At 37.0% G+C, this 19,624-nt stretch carries 23 protein-coding genes; 14 read left to right on the forward strand and 9 right to left on the reverse strand.

Annotation, left to right across the window (positions count from 1 at the left end):
* Positions 1–15 precede the first annotated feature (15 nt).
* Genes KN1_RS09730 through KN1_RS09740 form a run of 3 tightly spaced genes read left to right on the forward strand, consistent with a single transcriptional unit; the run spans position 16 to position 2,820 of the window.
* Positions 16–1,728 carry an ATP-binding protein gene (locus KN1_RS09730; protein ID WP_221287358.1) on the forward strand — a complete coding sequence of 571 codons (1,713 nt, stop codon included), beginning with the start codon at positions 16–18 and terminating at the stop codon, positions 1,726–1,728.
* Complete coding sequence (locus tag KN1_RS09735; RefSeq protein ID WP_221287359.1) at positions 1,721–2,071, forward strand: RNA polymerase Rpo13; 351 nt, start codon at positions 1,721–1,723, stop codon at positions 2,069–2,071. Before KN1_RS09730 ends, KN1_RS09735 begins: the two co-directional genes overlap by 8 nt.
* Positions 2,068–2,820: a DNA polymerase sliding clamp gene (locus KN1_RS09740; RefSeq protein ID WP_221287360.1), complete on the forward strand. Its 753-nt coding sequence runs from the start codon at positions 2,068–2,070 to the stop codon at positions 2,818–2,820. Before KN1_RS09735 ends, KN1_RS09740 begins: the two co-directional genes overlap by 4 nt.
* Here the strand turns inward: KN1_RS09740 and KN1_RS09745 are convergent.
* The 5 genes from KN1_RS09745 to KN1_RS09765 are packed head-to-tail and all read right to left on the reverse strand — an operon-like array spanning position 2,787 to position 6,114.
* Positions 2,787–3,896: an amidohydrolase family protein gene (locus KN1_RS09745; RefSeq protein ID WP_221287361.1), complete on the reverse strand. Its 1,110-nt coding sequence runs from the start codon at positions 3,894–3,896 to the stop codon at positions 2,787–2,789. The genes KN1_RS09740 and KN1_RS09745 overlap by 34 nt on opposite strands.
* Positions 3,878–4,540 (reverse strand): GTP cyclohydrolase IIa, encoded by a 663-nt coding sequence (locus tag KN1_RS09750; protein WP_221287362.1) that lies wholly within the window; start codon positions 4,538–4,540, stop codon positions 3,878–3,880. Before KN1_RS09750 ends, KN1_RS09745 begins: the two co-directional genes overlap by 19 nt.
* A complete protein-coding gene (ribH, locus tag KN1_RS09755) occupies positions 4,537–5,007 on the reverse strand; it encodes a 6,7-dimethyl-8-ribityllumazine synthase (protein WP_221287363.1) in 471 nt (156 codons plus the stop codon). Before ribH ends, KN1_RS09750 begins: the two co-directional genes overlap by 4 nt.
* The gene (gene ribC / locus KN1_RS09760; protein ID WP_221287364.1) at positions 4,985–5,458 is read right to left on the reverse strand and encodes a riboflavin synthase; all 474 of its coding nucleotides are present in this window, start codon (positions 5,456–5,458) and stop codon (positions 4,985–4,987) included. Before ribC ends, ribH begins: the two co-directional genes overlap by 23 nt.
* A complete protein-coding gene (locus KN1_RS09765; protein ID WP_221287365.1) occupies positions 5,455–6,114 on the reverse strand; it encodes a 3,4-dihydroxy-2-butanone-4-phosphate synthase in 660 nt (219 codons plus the stop codon). The genes ribC and KN1_RS09765 overlap by 4 nt, the downstream gene beginning before the upstream one ends.
* A gap of 657 nt (positions 6,115–6,771) precedes the next feature.
* Between KN1_RS09765 and KN1_RS09770 the strand changes: the two genes are divergently transcribed.
* The gene (locus tag KN1_RS09770; protein WP_221287366.1) at positions 6,772–7,539 is read left to right on the forward strand and encodes a DUF2208 domain-containing protein; all 768 of its coding nucleotides are present in this window, start codon (positions 6,772–6,774) and stop codon (positions 7,537–7,539) included.
* On the opposite strand, the gene KN1_RS09775 is transcribed toward KN1_RS09770, so the two are convergent.
* Complete coding sequence (locus KN1_RS09775; RefSeq protein WP_221287367.1) at positions 7,510–8,820, reverse strand: cobyrinic acid a,c-diamide synthase CobB; 1,311 nt, start codon at positions 8,818–8,820, stop codon at positions 7,510–7,512. The genes KN1_RS09770 and KN1_RS09775 overlap by 30 nt on opposite strands.
* A gap of 35 nt (positions 8,821–8,855) precedes the next feature.
* Between KN1_RS09775 and pcn the strand changes: the two genes are divergently transcribed.
* From pcn to KN1_RS09795, 4 genes are read left to right on the forward strand one after another with little or no spacing between them, the layout of a single operon-like run.
* On the forward strand, positions 8,856–9,596 hold the full coding sequence (gene pcn / locus KN1_RS09780; RefSeq protein WP_221287368.1) for a proliferating cell nuclear antigen (pcna): 741 nt from the start codon (positions 8,856–8,858) through the stop codon (positions 9,594–9,596).
* Positions 9,596–10,570 (forward strand): uroporphyrinogen decarboxylase/cobalamine-independent methonine synthase family protein, encoded by a 975-nt coding sequence (locus KN1_RS09785; RefSeq protein WP_221287369.1) that lies wholly within the window; start codon positions 9,596–9,598, stop codon positions 10,568–10,570. Before pcn ends, KN1_RS09785 begins: the two co-directional genes overlap by 1 nt.
* Positions 10,563–11,579, forward strand: coding sequence for a methionine synthase (locus tag KN1_RS09790; protein WP_221287370.1), 1,017 nt, complete (start codon positions 10,563–10,565; stop codon positions 11,577–11,579). Before KN1_RS09785 ends, KN1_RS09790 begins: the two co-directional genes overlap by 8 nt.
* A 5-nt stretch (positions 11,580–11,584) precedes the next feature.
* Positions 11,585–12,043, forward strand: coding sequence for a 30S ribosomal protein S15 (locus tag KN1_RS09795; protein ID WP_221287371.1), 459 nt, complete (start codon positions 11,585–11,587; stop codon positions 12,041–12,043).
* Here the strand turns inward: KN1_RS09795 and KN1_RS09800 are convergent.
* On the reverse strand, positions 12,029–12,382 hold the full coding sequence (locus KN1_RS09800) for a CbiX/SirB N-terminal domain-containing protein (RefSeq protein ID WP_221287372.1): 354 nt from the start codon (positions 12,380–12,382) through the stop codon (positions 12,029–12,031). The two genes, KN1_RS09795 and KN1_RS09800, sit on opposite strands and share 15 nt — an antisense overlap.
* Positions 12,383–12,446: 64 nt before the next feature.
* Between KN1_RS09800 and KN1_RS09805 the strand changes: the two genes are divergently transcribed.
* The 6 genes from KN1_RS09805 to KN1_RS09830 are packed head-to-tail and all read left to right on the forward strand — an operon-like array spanning position 12,447 to position 16,033.
* Positions 12,447–13,088, forward strand: a complete 642-nt coding sequence (locus KN1_RS09805; protein ID WP_221287373.1) for a 30S ribosomal protein S6e — start codon at positions 12,447–12,449, stop codon at positions 13,086–13,088.
* A gap of 8 nt (positions 13,089–13,096) precedes the next feature.
* Positions 13,097–14,350, forward strand: a complete 1,254-nt coding sequence (locus tag KN1_RS09810) for a translation initiation factor IF-2 subunit gamma (protein ID WP_221287374.1) — start codon at positions 13,097–13,099, stop codon at positions 14,348–14,350.
* Positions 14,314–14,748, forward strand: coding sequence for a type II toxin-antitoxin system VapC family toxin (locus KN1_RS09815; RefSeq protein ID WP_225905645.1), 435 nt, complete (start codon positions 14,314–14,316; stop codon positions 14,746–14,748). Before KN1_RS09810 ends, KN1_RS09815 begins: the two co-directional genes overlap by 37 nt.
* A 12-nt stretch (positions 14,749–14,760) precedes the next feature.
* Entirely contained in the window at positions 14,761–15,312 is a 552-nt protein-coding gene (locus KN1_RS09820; RefSeq protein ID WP_221287375.1) for a DNA-directed RNA polymerase, read from the forward strand.
* Positions 15,312–15,512, forward strand: coding sequence for a transcription elongation factor subunit Spt4 (gene spt4 / locus KN1_RS09825; protein ID WP_221287376.1), 201 nt, complete (start codon positions 15,312–15,314; stop codon positions 15,510–15,512). Before KN1_RS09820 ends, spt4 begins: the two co-directional genes overlap by 1 nt.
* The gene (locus KN1_RS09830) at positions 15,485–16,033 is read left to right on the forward strand and encodes a GTP-dependent dephospho-CoA kinase family protein (RefSeq protein WP_221287377.1); all 549 of its coding nucleotides are present in this window, start codon (positions 15,485–15,487) and stop codon (positions 16,031–16,033) included. Before spt4 ends, KN1_RS09830 begins: the two co-directional genes overlap by 28 nt.
* A gap of 58 nt (positions 16,034–16,091) precedes the next feature.
* Here KN1_RS09830 and KN1_RS09835 read toward each other — a convergent pair whose 3' ends face one another.
* Together KN1_RS09835 and KN1_RS09840 are read right to left on the reverse strand one after the other, a co-directional pair.
* The gene (locus tag KN1_RS09835) at positions 16,092–17,336 is read right to left on the reverse strand and encodes a 2,3-bisphosphoglycerate-independent phosphoglycerate mutase (protein ID WP_221287378.1); all 1,245 of its coding nucleotides are present in this window, start codon (positions 17,334–17,336) and stop codon (positions 16,092–16,094) included.
* On the reverse strand, positions 17,333–19,588 hold the full coding sequence (locus KN1_RS09840; RefSeq protein WP_221287379.1) for a CDC48 family AAA ATPase: 2,256 nt from the start codon (positions 19,586–19,588) through the stop codon (positions 17,333–17,335). The genes KN1_RS09835 and KN1_RS09840 overlap by 4 nt, the downstream gene beginning before the upstream one ends.
* Positions 19,589–19,624: the final 36 nt, after the last annotated feature.

The following is a 19,624-nucleotide window of genomic DNA, read 5'->3' on the forward strand; positions in this document are numbered from 1 at the left end:
TGCTTAAAATAAAATATGCTTAAAAAACATGCTATAGTATCAACGATCATATTTTTGGAGCTTATCTTTATCAAGTACGCGTTTCCCCAACTAGTTCAAATTCCTACCTATTTATCTCCGGTTGCAGAATACGCTGAGCTATTAGCCGTATTCTTTGTAGACGGGATATTAATAGCAGTTGTATTTACTTCGATTATTATTACTATTCTATATTATCCATTTATCCTATTTTCCTATTCCCTAGTTATAGGACAATCTTTTAGCTTTTCGTATTCCCTGGATACATTTTCCCTTTCATCTACCTACTTTGTCTCGGCTTTTTTTGTGTCGTTTATAGGTTGGTTTATAAGGAGAAACATATCTGATTCGTGGATTGAACAATTATCCCTTTTTGGGTATAGGATCAAGCCTAAAGTAGTAATTATCGGTTTAGTTACTACAGTATTTTTATATTTACTATTCTTTTACGGTAATTTTTTCTTCCTTATTGGATGTATCGTGGACGTAATAGGGTTCTCGTTATTTGGTGACTATTATGATCTACCTCTGTTAGCATTATCGTGGCTCTCCGTCCCTTACTCACTAACACCTAAGGGCAGACTCAATAATCAGGGGATATGTATAGGTAAAATACGTGGTATATTAAGTAAAGGCAGTTTTATTGACTCTAGTGTTATCAAGGTTAGTGGCTCAAAGCGATACAAATGGCAAGCTGTTGACTTTAATTACTGTATAGACTTTTCAAGCACTAAAAACTATAATGTGGTCGTAGTAGGTACAAGTGGATCAGGTAAATCTAGTTTCGCTAAATTAATGGTCTCAAAAATGGCTTCTAACTTTCTGATATTTGATTTACATGGTGAGTATTATTTACAAGGTGTAAAAAGAATAGATGTCTCCCGAGTGTCCGTTAACCCCCTTAGTTTGTTTAATAAAAGTCCTAAGGAAAGGGCGCTAGAAATAACGTATATGCTAAAGAGCTTATTCAATTTAGGTAATATTCAAGTTATAGAGTTGACTAACATTATTATAGAGTCTTATGCTGAAAAGGGGATAGACCCTGACGATCCAACTACTTGGTCACAGCCTCCTCCAACATTTAGGGACGTATTATTACTTCTGGAGAGGCGTAAGAAGAACGCTTTAAGTTCACAGGAAATCAACAAATATCAGTCGTTAGAACCTTATATACAATACCTATCGTCTACGATATTTTTATCTAATAGCCTTGACTTCAATATATTATTCTCTAGTCCTGCCATCTTAGATTTCTCTAATGTACCAACAAATGAAATAAAATACATTATAATGGAGACAATCCTTAAATCAATCCAGAGTCTAATGTATACTTCAAAATCTTCTAAGTTAGAAAGAATGATAATCATAGATGAAGCACCGTTCCTTTTGAGCAAAGATTCTGGAAAACAACTAATAGAGAGGCTTTTAGCAGAGGGTAGGAAATTTGGGCTTGGCTTTTTATTAATATCGCAGAGTATAGACTATCTAAAAGACATTATACCTAATGCTGGTTTGTTCTTTGCCTTTAACGTTGTCGAGCCTGGAGAGATTGATTATGTCAGTAAGTTTTTCGGTGGGGCAGATTTGGAAATGTATTATACTCTTTATGAGACTTTTCCCAAGCTACCTAGAGGGATGTCTGTGACTAGAGATTTATTAGGGAGATTCGTATATTTAGTTCAGCTTTACGAGGGTGATGTTCATGTTTGACGAGGACGAGGAAGAAAGTAAAGAAGAAGAGGAGAAAGAAGAAGAGGAGAAATTAGAAGAAGAGGAAATTGCACCGAAAGAAGAGGAAGAGTCAGAGGAAAAGACTAGTGAAAGTGGTGAAGAAGAGGAATTTGCCTCGATGACTATACCAGATATAGAGCTCCTAATGAAAAATACAGAGATCTGGGATAAGTTATTGGGAGGTAAGATAAATATCGATGAAGCTAAGAAAATGTTTGAAGAACTTAAAAACAGCTATACCGCAAGGGATAAGAAAAAGAGAAAAGCGGCAAAAAAGTCTAAAAAAGTAAAAGTAAAAAAATCTTCTGAGGAAGAAGAATGATTAAAGTTATTTATTCTAACGCGAAAGACTTTTACTCATTATTAGCTGGTATGAATGAGATAGCTGATGATATAGTTTTGAATTTTGCAGAAGAATCAATATATTCATTTTATCTCACAGATGATAAGGCTATAATGGGTATAATGCAGATTTCAAAAGAATATCTGGAGGATTATACTATTGATAAGCCGTTAGGGATAAAGGTCAATATAAATGAAATTAAGAAAATTTTAGGGAAAGCTAAAAGTAAAACTACTTCTGTAATGATTGATGAGACTGATGCCGGGCTAAAGATAACGCTTAGGGATGAAAAGACTGGGCTTAGAAGTAACATATATGTTAAAGGTGAAAAACTAGAAGTCCAGCAGTTGACGGAGCCTAAGGTCTCGTTACCTGTTTCATTTTCTCTTGAGGGACCTATCCTGAAAAAGATTTTATCTGATGCCAGTATAGTTACAGAGGAAGAAGTAGAGCTGAGTACTACCGAAGACAATGGGATTGAGTTTTCAGCAGAGGAAAATAATAGGGTATACAAAGCTAAACTAGTCCAAGATAAACCCCTTAAGTCAGTCTCAGTTGAATCTGAAAGTAAGTCAATCTATAAACTTGAAGTGTTAAAAACTGCTTTTAAGGCCCTATCATTTTCTGATGATGTTACAATAAGTTTCGGAACTAATGTACCTTTAAAGGGTGAAGCATCTACGGATTCAGGCGGTCACTTAAGATTTTGGGTAGCACCAAGACTATAAGTGACTAGATTTGATCCCCTTTTTACTATAGCAGTATAAATGTCATGAGCTCTAACTAATTCCTCTTTTTTTAAAAGTACTATTAAGAACTTTCTACTCTCTTCAATCCCATAATTAAGCTTAAACACCTTATAGGCAGTTATAGTCGCCCCTTTTAGTATTTGCTTTGCGAAGTTTGATAACGGTTTTTGGCTTCTACTTATAAGTAACGCAACTTCAATTTCCTTCCAAAGGTTATAATCAATCCATGCACCGTTATCAGTACCGAATAGTAACTCCACTCCTTCTTCAATAGCGTCAGCTATTTTTGGTATTCCTACTGAAAACCAAAGGTTACTTCTAGGGCAAATTACGAGGGGAATTTCTCTAATTAAACTAAAATCATTCTTACTTAGGTTAGTTCCGTGGATAAGGAGCGTAGGCTTATAATAGCTTATTAATTGCTCCAGGTCATGCCTTAGGTAATGTTTCTTAGTCTCCGAAACATGGGCTGCCCTTATCTTGTCGGAAAATACCCTTCTGATATCTATCAATTCGGGGATCGAGTTACTACTAATAGACGGTAACCCGTATCCGTGAGCACTATTATACAATTCTCTTAGTTCGTCTATGGAGAAAGTGTCTAATCTTCCAAGTAAAATATGGTTAAAGTCACGTATACCACTACTGGCTTCAATGCCTAATTTTACCCCTTTAATACCCTGTTCTCTGAAGTCTACTACGGTAAAGACTCCAATATTTTTAGAATTAATTAGAAAATTTCTTATCCCTTCCGAAATTTTATTCTGATATATTTCAAAGTAACGGTATTTTTCGCTCTTAGGGTCTCCGACTAAATCCTTTAACGGTTTGTCCACACCGATTTCTGGGAACGTGAAATCCGCCGTATGTGTATGAGAGTTCACCAGGGGTGGGACTGCTATAAAATTCCTTAAATCAATCCCGTCCTTATCAAATCCTTTACCTATATGAGTTATGGTCTCTTTTTCTATGTCATATTCAATATTTATTTCTTCCCTATATTCTAGGTCCTCACCTAGGAGTGCTCCTCCCAAATTTATCTTATAACTTTCCATTTTTCACCCCTGTATTTTCTGATGATTTCCAGAGCTTCTGTAGCTTTTCTCAGGGCATCTCTGGCTTTTATATCTATTCCTATTCCGACTTTTACTCCTTCTAATTCTCTCGACGTAAGTATGTGCTCCTCTGCTGTGTCTTCAGAGCAGAATAATCCCATATTATCTCCTCCGAAGTAATGCTCTATACACCCTAATTTTTTACCTAGCTCTCTAACATTTTCCTTTAATAATTCTATTCTCTCAGTGGCTTCTCTGAGTCCCATTTTCGTAATCCCGTCTACATCGTAATGTGCTACTAATACTTTCTCGTCGGGTCTCGTATCGAGGTCTATTTTTTCATCGCAAGAGTACAGTGATAATAATGGAGTTTTATTATAACCTTTACATATTCTTATTTCAGTGGGTGAGTATGTTTTTATATCCTGTACAGCCGATAACAGCTGTTTTTCTTTAATTCCGTCGCTTAATATAACATAGATATCGTAACGAAAAGGGATCACATACCCCCAGATTTCCGCTATCTTGGTATAAAGTATATAAGAAAAATAATGTTGAAAAGCTTGAATCTTCCACTCCCTATCATTACCTAAACTTTCGGTCCACTGCTTATATCCATCCATTATTAACTTTATAGTCTTCACTCAATAACCACCGTTGTGTCTCCGCTAAACTGAAGCCCCTTCAACTTCTTAACTCTCTTAACGAGCTTTATAGCTGACTCTACAGCTCTCGTAGAGTACTCCTCGATCCTTTCTACCGCTTGCTCGTGAGTAACTCCGTGTCCTATAATTCCTAAAGTTACAGGTTTACCGTATTCAACAGAAAGGTCCATAAGCTTTCTTGCAGTTTGGCTTGCTACTATTTCGTCATGCTTAGTTTCTCCTTTAATTACTGCTCCTAAAGTTACTACGGCATCTATTTCATCCCTTTTTAGAAGTTCGGCTACAACGACAGGCATATCATAGCTCCCCGGGACTTTTACCACCACCTTAACTTCCGCACCGAGAAAGTTAGCATGTGATAACGCTCTCTGTAACATTAGATAAGTTATATCGTAGTTAAATTCCGCTACTACTATACCTAGTTTAATCCTCGAGTCCTCCTGCATGTTTATACCCCTGTCTCAGTCCTTTACCAGCATACTTAGTTAAAGCTGATCCTCCGTCTCTCACCAGAGTTACCAAATTTAATGCGTGTTTTGACGCTCTGTCCTCGGCAATTTCTACTAATTTTTCTTCATCTTCTGCTTCATCCTCGTGGACTGTTACGTCTATGACATGTTTTGACGTAAGGATCTGTACCATTATTAGCCCTATGCTGGTAGCTAAATAGCTATATTTATCCAGCATAGTTCGTCCCACCCAACCTAAAGTTATAACGCCGTCGCAACCTTGATCTAGCAACTTTTTTGCACCCACTGGCAAGTCCTTTATTCCGGGTACAGTGTACCTTATTACTTCAGCATCCGGATCCTCTTTTCGTATTACATTTACAGCTATCTTTCCCATGTCTACTCTCGAAAAGGTAGTATCTACCACACCGTATTTTCTTGTACTCATTTCATTACCTCCATTACTATTTCCTTTCCTTCAATAAACAAGAAACCATTATTTTTAGCATATAGTAATGCTTTATCTTTAGGGAGACTCTTTCCGTCGCCTAGCATTTCAGCAATAACTCCGCTTATTTCCAAGCCTATGTATTCCAATAAGGATGAGGTTAATTCTGTGTGTCCTTTTCTGTTCTTTAGCCCCCTTGAAATTAAGATAGGCACGTGACCTGGCGCATAGAATTCGTTATAGAACTTTTGCCTTGCTTCATTTTCATCCTTTTTTATGGTACTAACCGTCTCGTGTAATTTATTTATAGTTTTAGCCCTATCTTCATCGTTAATCCCTGTCCTTGTTGATACGTGATTCACCCACAGAGCAAAAGCAGGTTCATCACCGTAGGGTGGCCTCTTATAAAGTTGTGGATATTTTTCCTTAACAATTTCTGTCATGAATGTTAATCCTAGTTTTTTCGCTTCTGTATACCCAGTGACGTAACAGATGAGCCCGCCTGCGTCTTTTCTCAATATATTTATGGTCTTCCATGAAACAGCTCCTGCATAAAATACCATGTCTACTTCTTCTTCTCTTCCATCAAAATCGTAGATTAGTATTGGTAATCCGGATTCGAGGTTATTCCTGATTTCACCTTTTGGAACTAACATGTCTAGGATAACATATTTCTTAAATATTTAAGCGTATTTACTAATTTCTTTTTAACAATCTCAGTATTATAAATACAGAAATAGATATAATTGAAACGATTAAGAAAGCAGTAACACCAGACAGTATTAAACCGGGTTTGGTAACTGAAGTTGTGGGAGAAGGCTCGAGAGTGGTACTTTGAGTTATGTTAGGTATTTCTTGTACTGCCTGAATTACTATAGTGAGGTTTTGTGTTAAGTCATAAGCTACAATAGATAAGCTAGTGTTATTTGAAAAGTAAGGTATAAGCGAGTCAAAAGGTATCGAAATTTCAGTATAATTTGTATTTTGATCTAGGAAGTAATATAAATTTTTGGGCATTTTTTCAATAAGACGAGAGGTATTATGAGTGATGTTAAATTCTATTTCGAAATTATTGACATTGTAAGATATGTTGAGTCTTTTGCTAGAATATTCTTGTAATATTATAATTTTTATTTCTATTGAAGGGAATGACGTAGAATAAGTACAAGACGTCTCATAACTAAATACATTGATCATAGTGAATGATAACAGTATAAACACCAGTAGACAGAGTATAGTAAGTCTCTGGGTCATTATAGTAAGCATTTTACAACACATATTTATTACCCCATTCCAATAGAGTATGAATAAGCATGTCCAACTATCCCCAAGGTTATCCTAATCCATACAATTGGAAGATGATTGTAGTTTCCCAAGTACTAATGGTAGTAATGTCTTTTGTACTTTCTCTTTATCCTCAATACTTCCTACCGGTTTACATACTTTATATTATAGTTATAATGGGTATTTCAAGTGTTATGATGGCTAGGAGTAATCCTATGTTAGCGGAGAGAAAATATATGGGTGAAATTTATAAATCTAATACGCTATTTGAGGAGAAAAACGCCGGAAATCTAATTCAAAAGGATAATGAGTATGTACAAAAAATGCAACAGTTAGCAGTGGCTAACTTTAAATCGTTCGGGATTATGATTCTATACATTATAATAATATTCGTCTTCTATGACTATGTCCTGCTGAAGATTGTAGGCGGGGTTACGCAATATGAAAAACTCGCCATATATTTAATATATTTTGAAGCTCTATATTTATTCAATATGTTCGTATATAGAAGGTTAATAAAGATCCAGATGATGGACGCTATGGCCCCTTCAAGCTATAAAGTTACGGAAAAAGGGATCCTATCAACTGATAAGAGTGGGGTATTTCTTCATTCAAGGCATCTAGTTAACGCTGAAATAATAGAAAATAGGGACAAAAAGTATGTGGAAATTGATTCAAAGACCTCCAAATTACCCTATAGAATAAGGTTATATACTAATGATATAGATAGGCTAGTAGACGTTTTAAACAGAGTTAAGAGAATGGAGCTAAAGAGGCAGCAAGCCTCCAACTCCTGAGAAATATAGATGGGAGTACAAGCCTATACCATTCTGTACGATAGCTCCATCGTTCCCATCCCATATGCCTTTTCCTATCTTATTTTTAAACGCAAACCTTACATCTCTCCCTATATCTATCGGTTTAGATACGTGGAATTCATGTCCTCTAATAGTCCTCGAAGTAAGGAAATTAGGGATTTTTGGCTCTAATTCTGTATACCCTATTGTAAGTTTGTCTTTTGTTTTTATGCTGATATCGAAAATGTCAACCATCCTATAAGACTTATCATCAGTATCTACTAGTTCTTTCGATAGGTACATAAGGCCTCCACATTCTCCCAGAATTTTAGCCCCTTTTTCCAAATTCTTTCTTATCCACTCTTTAGTCAGATATGAGTTACTTAGTTCACTAAGATGTAATTCGGGGTACCCCCCACCTATGTAAATTAGGTCGGCATAGGTATTAGGCGAATCGTTATTTAATGGGCTAAAGTACTCAATTCTATATTTTTTCCTTAAAAAATCAAAGTTAGCTTCATAGTAAAAATTGAAAGCTGGATCTAATGCTACATAAGCTACCCCTTTTTCCTCGCTGTTCAAATCTTCTACTATATCATCTTCTAGTTCACCAGCATCGTTTGAAATTTCAATCAGTTTATCTAAATCTATATTTTCTTCTACAAGCTTGGACGTGTATTGTATTATTTCCTCTGCTTTCTTGAAATCTTCGGTAGTATATAGTCCTAAATGCCTAGACGGAATTGTCAAGCTTTTATCAAAATTTATATGCCCTAATACGGTTATGTCATCTGGAATAGCCCTCTTGCAATAATTTAAATGAGTAATAGACCCGACTTGGTTAAATATAACTCCTCTTACATTTGCATTTCCATACTCTTTAAGGCCTTTAACAATAGCTCCAGCTGTACTTGCTAAGTTACTACAGTTAATTACTACAACTATTGGAGTTTCGGTGACTTTCGAAAGCTCGTAAGTACTATAATTTGAGTCAACTCCATCATATAGTCCCATGACGCCCTCTAATATCCCTATATCAAACCCTTTAGCGTATTTTAACAGTGTTTTCCTCACCCCGTCCTCTCCCATTAACCATAAGTCTAAGTTAATCGCTTGTGCATAGCTTGCAACTTTAAGGTATTTAGGGTCAATGAAATCGGGACCAACCTTATACGCTCTTACTTTGAACTTTCTGGTTAGAGCCCTGATTATCCCAGAAGTTATTACAGTTTTTCCAGAATTACTTCTATCTGAAGAAATGATTATACGGGGGAAAATCACACAAAAAATAAGAGCCAATGGGGTTAATTTAAATTATGCATGTATATTATGATGACGCAAGGGACATAAAAGCGATTATACAAACACTAACCAAACTCATTGACGAAGCTTTATTTGAAATTAAACCTGAAGGAATTAAACTTACTGCCGTAGATAGGGCAAAGATTTCTTTAATATCCATAGATTTGCCGGCTGAGGTGTTTAAGGAGTATGATGTGCAAGATGAGTTTAGATTTGGGTTTAACACGCAGTATATGTCTAAGTTAATGAAAGCAGTAAAAGGTAAACAAGCTATATCATTAGACGCTGATAATGAGGAGGTTGTAAAATTAACTATTGTTGGGGCTATAAATAGAGTGTTTAACATAAGGAATATACAAGTATTACCTCCGGAAGTACCAGAAGCAAATTTTGAGTTTGATGTTAGAGCGTCTATATCCTCTAAGGGGTTTAAAACCACTATAGGTGAGATATCTCAAGTTAGTAAAGATAGTGTTACTATATCGGCTACAGAGGAGAAAGTTGTTGTCAAAGGTGGAGAAGAGAGCAAGGTGGAAAATGAATTTACAAAGGAAACCGGTGCCTTAGCGGATATTGAATTTAATAAGGAGGCTACAGCAACATATGACATAGGGTATATTGATAATGTCCTACAATTAACTAAATTAACAGATTACATTAAGTTAGCCTTTTCGGATCAAAAGCCTTTACAAATGGAATTCGGCATGGAAGGAGGGGGGAAAGTTACTTATTTGCTTGCTCCTAAACTATCTTGATGGAGATCTATACAGCGTTAATAGGAAGCTATCCTAGACCTATACGGATAGCCAAGACAATAACTAGGTTTAGGAGTGGAAAAATAGAGGAAGATAAGGTATTAGATGAGATAAACAAGTTTCAAAGAGATTTTTTCAATTTGATGGCGGAGTATAAGGTAGATTATGTAACAGACGGTATGGTTGAATGGGATGACATAGCTGATTTAACTTATTCTTTTCTTAAAGGGGTAGAGAAGGGGGCTTTAGATAGATTCTTTGATAATAACTTTTACTATCGCCATTTGGTAGTTAAATCAAAGCTTGAATATAGAGATTCAAATGATTACATTAAATATATTGAACTTGCTAGGAAAAATGTGGAGAAGAACCAGAAATTAAAAGCAGTGATTCTAGGTCCTCTGTCATTCTCTTACATGTCAAAGAATGTGTATTATAAGGGGAAAACCGAGGAACTGATGAAAGACTATTCTGTGATTGTTAACTTATTACTCAAAGATACTGAGAAATACTATGATGCAATAGAGATCCATGAGCCTTATATCTTTCAAGACAGAGTTAGGAGACAGAGATTAGAAAATATAAGAGAATATTATAATATAATGTTAAACGGAATCAGTAAAGAGAAACATATCATCACATACTTTAACATTAAGTTCGATGTACTAGAAGAGTATTTTAAAATACCTGTTGAAGTATACGGATTTGATGTAACTGAAGATAATAAGCCTATGATAGGTATGCTGTATAACGCTACATTAGGCAAAAATGTATATTTTGGAGTATTAGACTCGAGGAATACAAAACTAGATAAAATTTCTACGATCAGGAGAATAATTAACAACGCTAAGGAGAAAGGGATTTCTAAGCTATTGCTTGGAAACTCCACTTTTAATGATCTAATACCAGAGCTTATAGTTAAGAGAAAGTTTAAAATTTTACAGAGAGCCAAGGAGATGATACTAAATGAATGAACTTCCGATTTTACCTACCACTGTTATTGGTAGCTACCCGAGACCTAAGTGGTTAAGGGAAGCAATAAGGTTATATCATCTAGGTAAACTAAACGACCAGGAAATGAAAGAGGCATTTAACGATGCAGTAATAACTATACTTAAAGAGCATCAGAAAGCTGGGATAGAAGTTCCCACAGATGGTGAGATGAGGAGAGATGAAATGGTAGAGTTCTTCGCAGAGAGGCTAGGGGGATTTAGATTTTACGGGTTTGTTAGAGTATGGGGAGATCATTACTATAGGAAGCCTTCAGTGGTAAGTAAAATTACCTATAAGGAGCCTATGCTCTTGGAAGAAGCTGAATTCGCTAAAGAGAACAGTTATACTCCTCATATAAAAGTTACGATCACTGGTCCTTATACTATTGCTGAATGGTCTTATAATGAATATTATAAAAGTAAGAGGGACTTAGCGTTTGATCTAGCTAAGGTACTTAACGTAGAAATGAAGAAACTAGTTGAAGCAGGAATAAATGTGATCCAAGTCGACGAGCCCGCAATCCATACTAGAAAAGATGAAGTCGAGTGGGCTATAGAAGCCGTAAATGAGTCCGTAAAAGGTATTAATGTAAAAGTAGTTATGCACGTATGTTACGGCGAGTATTCTTACTTAGAACCTTATCTTGACAAGCTAAAAGTAGACCAGATAAACCTAGCTCTGAAGAATTATAATTATGAGCCGATAAAGCTTTTTAAGAAATGGGACGGTGAACTGGGAGTAGGAGTAATTGATGTTCATAATAAAAGAGTTGAATCTCCTGAAGAAGTAGCTAATGATCTAAGGATGCTTTTAGAACATTTTAGCCCTGAAAAGGTATGGGTTAACCCTGATTGTGGATTGAAACTTTTACCGAGGTCTATAGCGTATCAAAAAATGGAAAACATGGTAAAGGGCACATTAGTGGTGAGAGAAGAACTTAAAAGAAAGGGTTATACTACTACAACTCTGAAGCCATTATTTAACAGGTGAAAGTCGTGAACAAGAAAAGAGCTAATGGTCAAAGTCACTCAACTAGGCCAGTAAGAACTGGAGCCCCAAAGTGGGTCAGGTTTACCAGAGAGGAAGTAGAGCTTTTAATAGAGGAGTTAGCAAAGAAAGGTTATCCACCTAGTATGATAGGTTTAATATTAAGAGATCAGTACGGTATCCCTTTAGTTAAACAAGTAACAAGTAAGAAAGTCGTTAAAATATTAGAAGAAAAAGGTTTGGCGCCGAAGATCCCTGAAGATTTATTCAATCTCATTAAAAAAGCAGTTAATATTAGGAGGCACCTCTTTGAGCATCCGAAGGACAAAAAAGCCAAAAGAGGTCTTGAAGAAACTGAATCTAAGATAAGAAGATTAGTAAGGTACTATGTTGAAACTGGTAAGCTACCACAGGGATGGAGATACGAACCAGAAAAAGCGGAACTACTAGTCTCAGGAGCTCAATGATTTTTCTATCCTCTCTTTTAATACTTCGGCTACTCTTTCATCAACTCCTATAGGTTCGGCTACTATAATTTTCACTTTGCCAGAAATTGCTTCTAATTGTTTTGGTATATCTCTTTTAAAGTGAGTTCCAGCCGCGAAAAGGAGTGGAACTACTATTATAGTATCGGCTCCTTTTTCTACAAGTCTCTCAGCAGCTTCTGTTATACTAGGTTGGTTGAATTCAATGAATCCGTATTCCACTACCGAAAAATATCTTTTAAGGAGCTCAGCATACTTCGTTGCTACCTCTTTCCACTCATTAACTTTGCTTCCGTGTAAAACGAGTAATACACCTATCATTGTGACAAATTATTAACTTCGATTTTATATACTTGTGTTTTGATTTAGCTAAAAGGGATAAAGAGTGCCTGACTTCAAGATTGTCATATCTGATCCACAAACTAAAGAGCCCAAAGAAGCCAAGGTAAAGGTTAAGGTTTCCGAAAAAGTCCAGTCTAACCAAGGAGAAAAAGACGGAAAGGCTATACCAATAGCCAAAATAAGTGATAAGATAAAACAAGATTTAGGGATAGATCAGTTTATCACTCTTGAAATAGAGAAACAGGAAGGAGATAAAAAATTAAAAATTAAAGGGCATTTTAAGGTTGAAATAGATAATTCCGTCCCTCAAAACGAAGTTTGGATTTCACAACAAATGGGAGAAAAATTTGGCTCGAACGAGTTTGAGGCAATAGCATATAGGACCAAATCCTTCCAACTTTCTATAGATCAGTCTAAAATATCAAGTGTAATGAGTGCGAAAATAGGAGACATTGTAGATATTAATATATCAGGAGTTCCGTTAAAGCTTAAGATAACGGGCGGTTCTGATAATTCTGGATTCCCTATGCGCTTCGATGTCCAAGGTGGTGCTAAGAGGAAACTCCTATTAAGTTCTCCCCCTGGCTTCCATCCATCAGAAAGTGGGATGAGGAAAAAGAAGACCGTTAGAGGTAATATGATCACTGCTGAAATAGTACAAATTAATACTATAATAGTTAGGTGAAGAAACTTTTGCCTTGGCCGCAAGTTCAGCCAGAAGTGAATATAGGCGTAGTAGGTCATGTAGATCATGGTAAGACCACATTAGTGCAAGCTATAACCGGAGTCTGGACTTCGAAACATTCAGAAGAATTAAAGAGAGGAATGACGATAAAACTTGGATATGCTGAAGCAAATGTTGGTCTTTGCGGGAACTGTCCCCTACCTGATGCGTATGTTACTGAACCCTCCTGTGCACATTGTGGAAGTACTGAAGAACCTAAGTTCTTAAGGAAGGTATCATTTATAGATGCACCAGGTCACGAAGTCCTAATGGCGACAATGTTGTCAGGAGCTGCTTTAATGGATGGTGCCATTTTAGTAGTTGCTGCAAATGAACCATTTCCACAACCTCAAACTAGGGAACATTTTTTTGCATTAGGTATAATAAACATAAAAAACATAATAATAGTACAAAATAAAGTTGATGTAGTATCTAAAGAAGAGGCTATAAAGCAGTATAATCAAATAAAGGAATTTCTAAAAGGTACGTGGGCTGAAGGGGCTCCTATAATTCCAGTAAGCGCTCTTCATAAGATAAATATAGATGCATTGATCGAGGCTATACAAAAATATATTCCTACTCCAGAACGTGATCTAAGCAAACCCCCAATAATGCTCGTAATAAGAAGCTTTGATGTAAATAAGCCAGGTACGTCGTATAATGAATTGAAAGGTGGAGTACTTGGAGGGAGCGTCATACAAGGTAAAATTGAAGTTGGTGACGAAATAAAAGTCTTACCTGGAATAAGGATAGAAAAAGGCGGTGGAAAAGCTGAATATGAACCGCTATATTCTAAGGTCACATCTATTAGGTTTTCAGATCTAGAAGTTAAGGAAGCAAAACCGGGTGGATTAATGGCTATAGGAACTGAACTAGACCCTTCATATGTTAAAGCTGATAGTTTAGTAGGTAGTGTAGTAGTTAAAGCTAATTATGATGTACCGGTACTTTTCGAAATGACAATTGAAGACTATCAACTTCTTGAGAGAGTGGTCGGGAGCAAGGATCTAGTAAAGGTAGATAATTTAAAACCTAAGGAAACAATCATGATCACAGTAGGTTCATCTACTACCTTAGGCGTTATAAAATCAATAAAGGCAAACAGAATAGAAGTAGAATTAAAGAGACCTATAGTGGCATGGGATAAAGGATTAAGGGCAGTTATAAGCAGACAAATAGGTGGTAGATGGAGATTAGTAGGATGGGGACTGATCAGCTATTAAAAGTCCTGGTAGACACGAATATCTTACTTTATGTTTATGATCGATTCGACCCATTTGAGCGAGTTATTCAATTTTTAGACTATAAGCCAACTTTCTATATAACCACATCTGTCATAAATGAACTCAAAAAAATTGGTCAGAATGGAGGCCCTAAGATGCAAAGGAAAGTCCAAGTGGCGCTTAAATATTTAGAAGTATATAAAAACTACTGGAGTGAGATAAAGGATGACAATAAAGACTTAGACGTTGATACTCATCTACTTAGTATTTGTAAGAATTACGATTTGGCATTATTTACAAATGACCTTGACCTTAAACGTAGAGCAATAAAATTGGGTGTAAAAGTTTTATACCTGAGACAGAAGAGTAAAAATATAAGTCTTAGTTTTATTATCTAGTCTGATATCTCTATGTTTAAACTCATTAGGGCTAAAGGCATCGTCCGTATACCCCCTGATTACTTTGGACAACCAATTGATGATGTAGCAATACAGATACTAAGGCAAGAATACCAAGAAAAAGTCCTAAAAGATATCGGGTTAGTCCTAGCAATTTTAAATGCTAAAGCTAGTGAAGAAGGGTATATAGTATTTGGTGATGGTGCTACCTATCACGAGGTTGAGTTTAATATGTTAGTGTATAGCCCTATAATGCATGAGGTAGTTGAGGGCGAAGTAAATCAGGTTGATAACTATGGTATTTATGTTAATATTGGTCCAGTAGACGGTCTAGTCCATATTTCTCAGATTACCGACGATAACTTAAAATTCGACCAAAATAGAGGGATTTTAATCGGGGAAAGGTCTAAAAAGGTTATCCAAAAGGGTGATAGAGTGAGGGCCAGGATAATTAGTATATCCGTAGGTGGGGGTAGAATGCCTAGAATAGCTTTGACTATGAAACAACCTTTTTTAGGCAAGTTAGAGTGGATAAACCAAGAACTTTCTAGGGCGAGCAAATAATGCCAGAGAAGAAAATTTTCAAAGCGTGCAAAAATTGTAGAGCTCTATTACCCCCAGAGACAGCTACTTGCCCTTTATGCAATTCTACCTCGTTTAGCGAGGATTGGAACGGAATGGTGATAATAATTAGTCAAGATTCTGAGGTAGGAAAAATATTCGGGGCATCTACTCCTTGGAGATACGCAATAACTATCAAGTAGACTATTGTTTCATCCTACCCAATAATTTACGAAATCAATTAGCAAAACCTTATGGTATTCTCTTTATAAATGATCATAAGCTATTCAATTTTCTTGGAGCTAGAGGAAGTTCGAGGATAATTACTGTAGGTGACGTAGTAACAAGGACTTTATTAAGTCATAATATTATCCCTTTTCTACCCATTATAGATGGAAAAACTAAGAGAAAAATTGAAGTGGGAGAAGAGATAATTTCAGAACGAGTCGTTAATGAGGCAGGGCTAATAAGGTTATCCGCGATTCTGAAAATAGAGCGTTTATTGAAATCAGAGACAAGTAGAGGTAAGGTACTGTACGTAGAAGGGGAGGAGGACCTATTGGTAATTCCAGCTGTTATATACGGGAGAAACGGAGATATAGTATTATATGGCCAACCTAATGCTGGTGTAGTGGCGTTAGTCATAGATAACTTTATGCGAAAGAGGGTCTTAGAAATTTTTACTAAATTCAAAGTAGTACGTTGTGATCCTAAATCAGAATAAAAAACAAAAATCCGTCCTGCGCGGGCTCATCACCTTTCAGCCCTTTCGAGCTTCTTCATCAGGCACCGTACTTTTCAGCACGGTTAGAGTAGTTAAGCAGTATATTCATTACATCTAGCCCTCTTATTCTTAGAGATCCTCTTCTCACCTCTCTCTCATTGAAATCCCTTACACTGTCAAATACTAAAGTGTTATAAGGCATATATATCATAAAGGGAACGGGATCGCCGGTATGCTCTTTAACCTCAACCGGTGTAGTATGGTCTCCTGTTACGGCTATAACCAACTCACTCCCAAACTGATCAAGTATCTTTCCTAACATTTTGTCCATCATTTCTATGGCATACTTTTTACCTTCTATGTTACCGTCGTGGGACGCAGCATCAGTAGCTTTTAAATGAAGAAATACAAAGTCATACTCTCTTAGTAACCTAGCAGCCTCTTCCGCTTTACCTAAATAATTGGTATCAAGCCCACCTGTAGCCCCCTTAGGAGTTACGACTTTCATCCCCAGTTGCTCGCAAATTCCTTTAATTAATGCTGTAGCAGATACTGCAGCTGCCCTTAGTTTCGTATAGCTTTCAAAAGGGGGTAATTCTTCATATTCTGCAGCACCTCTCAATAGGATGATATTAGCCGGTAATTCGCCTTTCTCCACCCTCTGTTTGTTATAAGTAGACGCTGATAAGACCTCATACACTCTCCTAGTAAGTTTATTGACTATATCTGCTGTTTTCTTAGCTTCTTCAGTTGATGTTAATGGTTTACTCTCTAAAACTTTCTTACCTACTTCATGTGGATCCGTGTCAGATATTTTATCGCTTATGCCTTTTCCACTTAGAACAACCGCCACTCTATGCTCTGTCCCGTGATAGAACTTTACTTCTACTCCGTCAATTTCCTTGATTTTTTCATTAAGTTCTCTTACTAATTCATCAGCCTCTTCTATTTTTCTTCCCGCTCTTCTATCTTTAATTATCAAATCATCGTTTACTGTTGCAAAATTACCCCTAAAAGCTACATCTCCGCCCTTAAGTCTTGCACCAGCCCCTATGGCTTCAAAAGCTCCTCTCCCCTTATAGTACCTTTTCGGGTCTAGTCCGAATATAGATAAATGTGATGTATCGCTTCCTGCAACTACGCCGGGTGAGATGGGATCCATAAGGCCTACTAAGGAGGACTTAAGCAATTCTCTAAAATTCGGTTTGTCAACTGCCTCTAATGGTGTTTTAAAGTCAAGTTTGCTCACCGGTCTATCTCCTAGACCATCTGCGATAAATAATAGAATTTTATATTGTTTCATGCTATAGACCTCTTTAATTCTTTAGCCATTCTTTCATATCTTTGTATATCAGCCTGAGTTATGCTAGGTCTCACTATTTCTAGGGCTTGCATAAAATCTGATTTCATCACTTTTACTTGAGCTTTGCTATTCATACACTCCCTCATGCTCTTCATATAGCACTCTTCTGTATTCTCTTTTCCTTGACAAGCGCTCCTAGATTGTTGATCACAGTCTCTATAGGCTTGTCTCATAGCGTTTATTGTGGCTTCTCGAACGAGAGCCTCGATATCGGCCCCAGTATATCCTTCTGTCTTCTCCGCAATTTCCTCCAAATTAACGTCAGGTCCAAGAGGTACGTTTTTGGTGTGTACTTTTAGTATTTCTAGTCTTGCTCTTTTGTCTGGTGGTGGTACGTAGATTAGTCTGTCGAATCTCCCGGGCCTTAGTAGTGCTGGGTCTAATATATCAGGCCTATTAGTAGCAGCAATAACAACTACATTCTCCAATTTTTCAATACCGTCCATTTCTGCTAGTAGTTGGTTTACAATCCTTTCTGTTACCCCACTATCAACCGATAGTCCTCTCATTGGTGCTATTGCGTCTATTTCGTCGAAGAATATTACTGTGGGTGCTGCTTGTCTTGCTTTTCTGAATATTTCTCTTATTGCTTTTTCGCTTTCTCCTACCCATTTTGATAGTACTTCTGGTCCTCTTACTGCTATGAAGTTTGCTCCGCTTTCTGTTGCTACTGCTTTTGCTAGCATAGTCTTACCAGTACCGGGTGGACCAAACAACAAAATACCCTTAGGCGGTGTTATTCCGCTCTTAACAAATAAATCAGGGAACCTTAGTGGCCACTCTGCAGCTTCTCTGAGCTGTTGTTTGACGTCATCAAGACCCCCTATATCTGACCATCTAACTTTAGGTACTTCTACATATACTTCACGCAATAGAGATGGTTGTATACTTTTCATTGCATCTAAGAAATCTTGCATAGTTACTTTTAGTTCCTTGAGTATATCTGCTGGAATAGTCTGCTGTTCAAGATTCAGTTTCTTTTCCTGGATAAACCTCCTTAGTGCTGATATTGCAGCTTCTTTAGCGAGAGCAGCTAAGTCAGCTCCGGTATATCCATATGTCATTTCAGCTAGTTTATCCAAATCCACATCTTCTCCCAGAGGCATATTTCTTGTATGGACTTGTAGAATCTCCTTTCTTCCCTTCGTATCAGGTGGTCTTATTTCTATTTCTCTATCGAACCTTCCCGGTCTTCTCAGTGCGGGGTCGATATCATCGGGTCTGTTAGTTGCACCTATTACGATTACTTTTCCTCTCCCCTTTATTCCGTCCATTAATGTGAGTAGTTGTGCCACTACTCTTTTCTCTACTTCTCCTGTTACTTCTTCTCTTTTTGGTGCTATTGCGTCTATTTCGTCAATGAAGATTATTGCAGGAGAGTTCTTTTCTGCTTCCTGGAATATTTCTCTTAGCCTCTGTTCGCTTTCCCCGTAAAATTTACTCATAATTTCTGGGCCATTTATTGTTATAAAATATGCACCGATCTCGTTAGCCAAAGCTCTAGCTAGTAATGTCTTCCCTACTCCAGGTGGTCCGTACAGTAATATACCCTTAGGCGGTTCTATTCCTAACCTCTGGAATAGTTCTGGGTGCCTCATTGGCCATTCTGCTATCTCCCTTATTTTCTGCTTGGCTTCTTCTAAATCTCCTATATCTTCCCATGTAACCCTAGGGAAGCTTATACTGCCTTCTTTAACGGGCTCTTCCTTAATCTCGACACTCGTATCTGCCGTTACATAGACGTAATTTGAGGGTTGTGTGTTAACTACTACGAGCTCTACTATCCCAGTATAAACTGGAATAGGGACTATGTCCCCTTTAGTGACTGGTTTATCAATAAGCTGATCTTTTACATATTCAACAAAACTATAATCAAAGCGTATAGGTTGGGTCGGAGCTAATACTACTTTATTTGCCGATGTTACATTAGCTTTCTTTACCGTGACTTCATCTCCTATACCTACACCAATGTTTTTCCTAACATATCCGTCAATCCTTATCTCGTCATCGTCTATATCATCTGATGCAGGAAAAGCCTGGAGGACCGTTGTCGCATTGGGTCCGGCTACTTCAATATAATCGCCAAATTGCACTCCTAATCTAGCCATAGCCCTTTCTGAGAGCCTGGCAATTTTTTTCCCTACATCTCTCTGCCTCGCTTCGCTTACTTTAAACTTTATACCCTGGCTCATACTGTGGTGAGAATATATATCCCGTTTTAAATAAGA

It is taken from the genome of Stygiolobus caldivivus, assembly GCF_019704315.1.
Classification (GTDB): domain Archaea; phylum Thermoproteota; class Thermoprotei_A; order Sulfolobales; family Sulfolobaceae; genus Stygiolobus; species Stygiolobus caldivivus.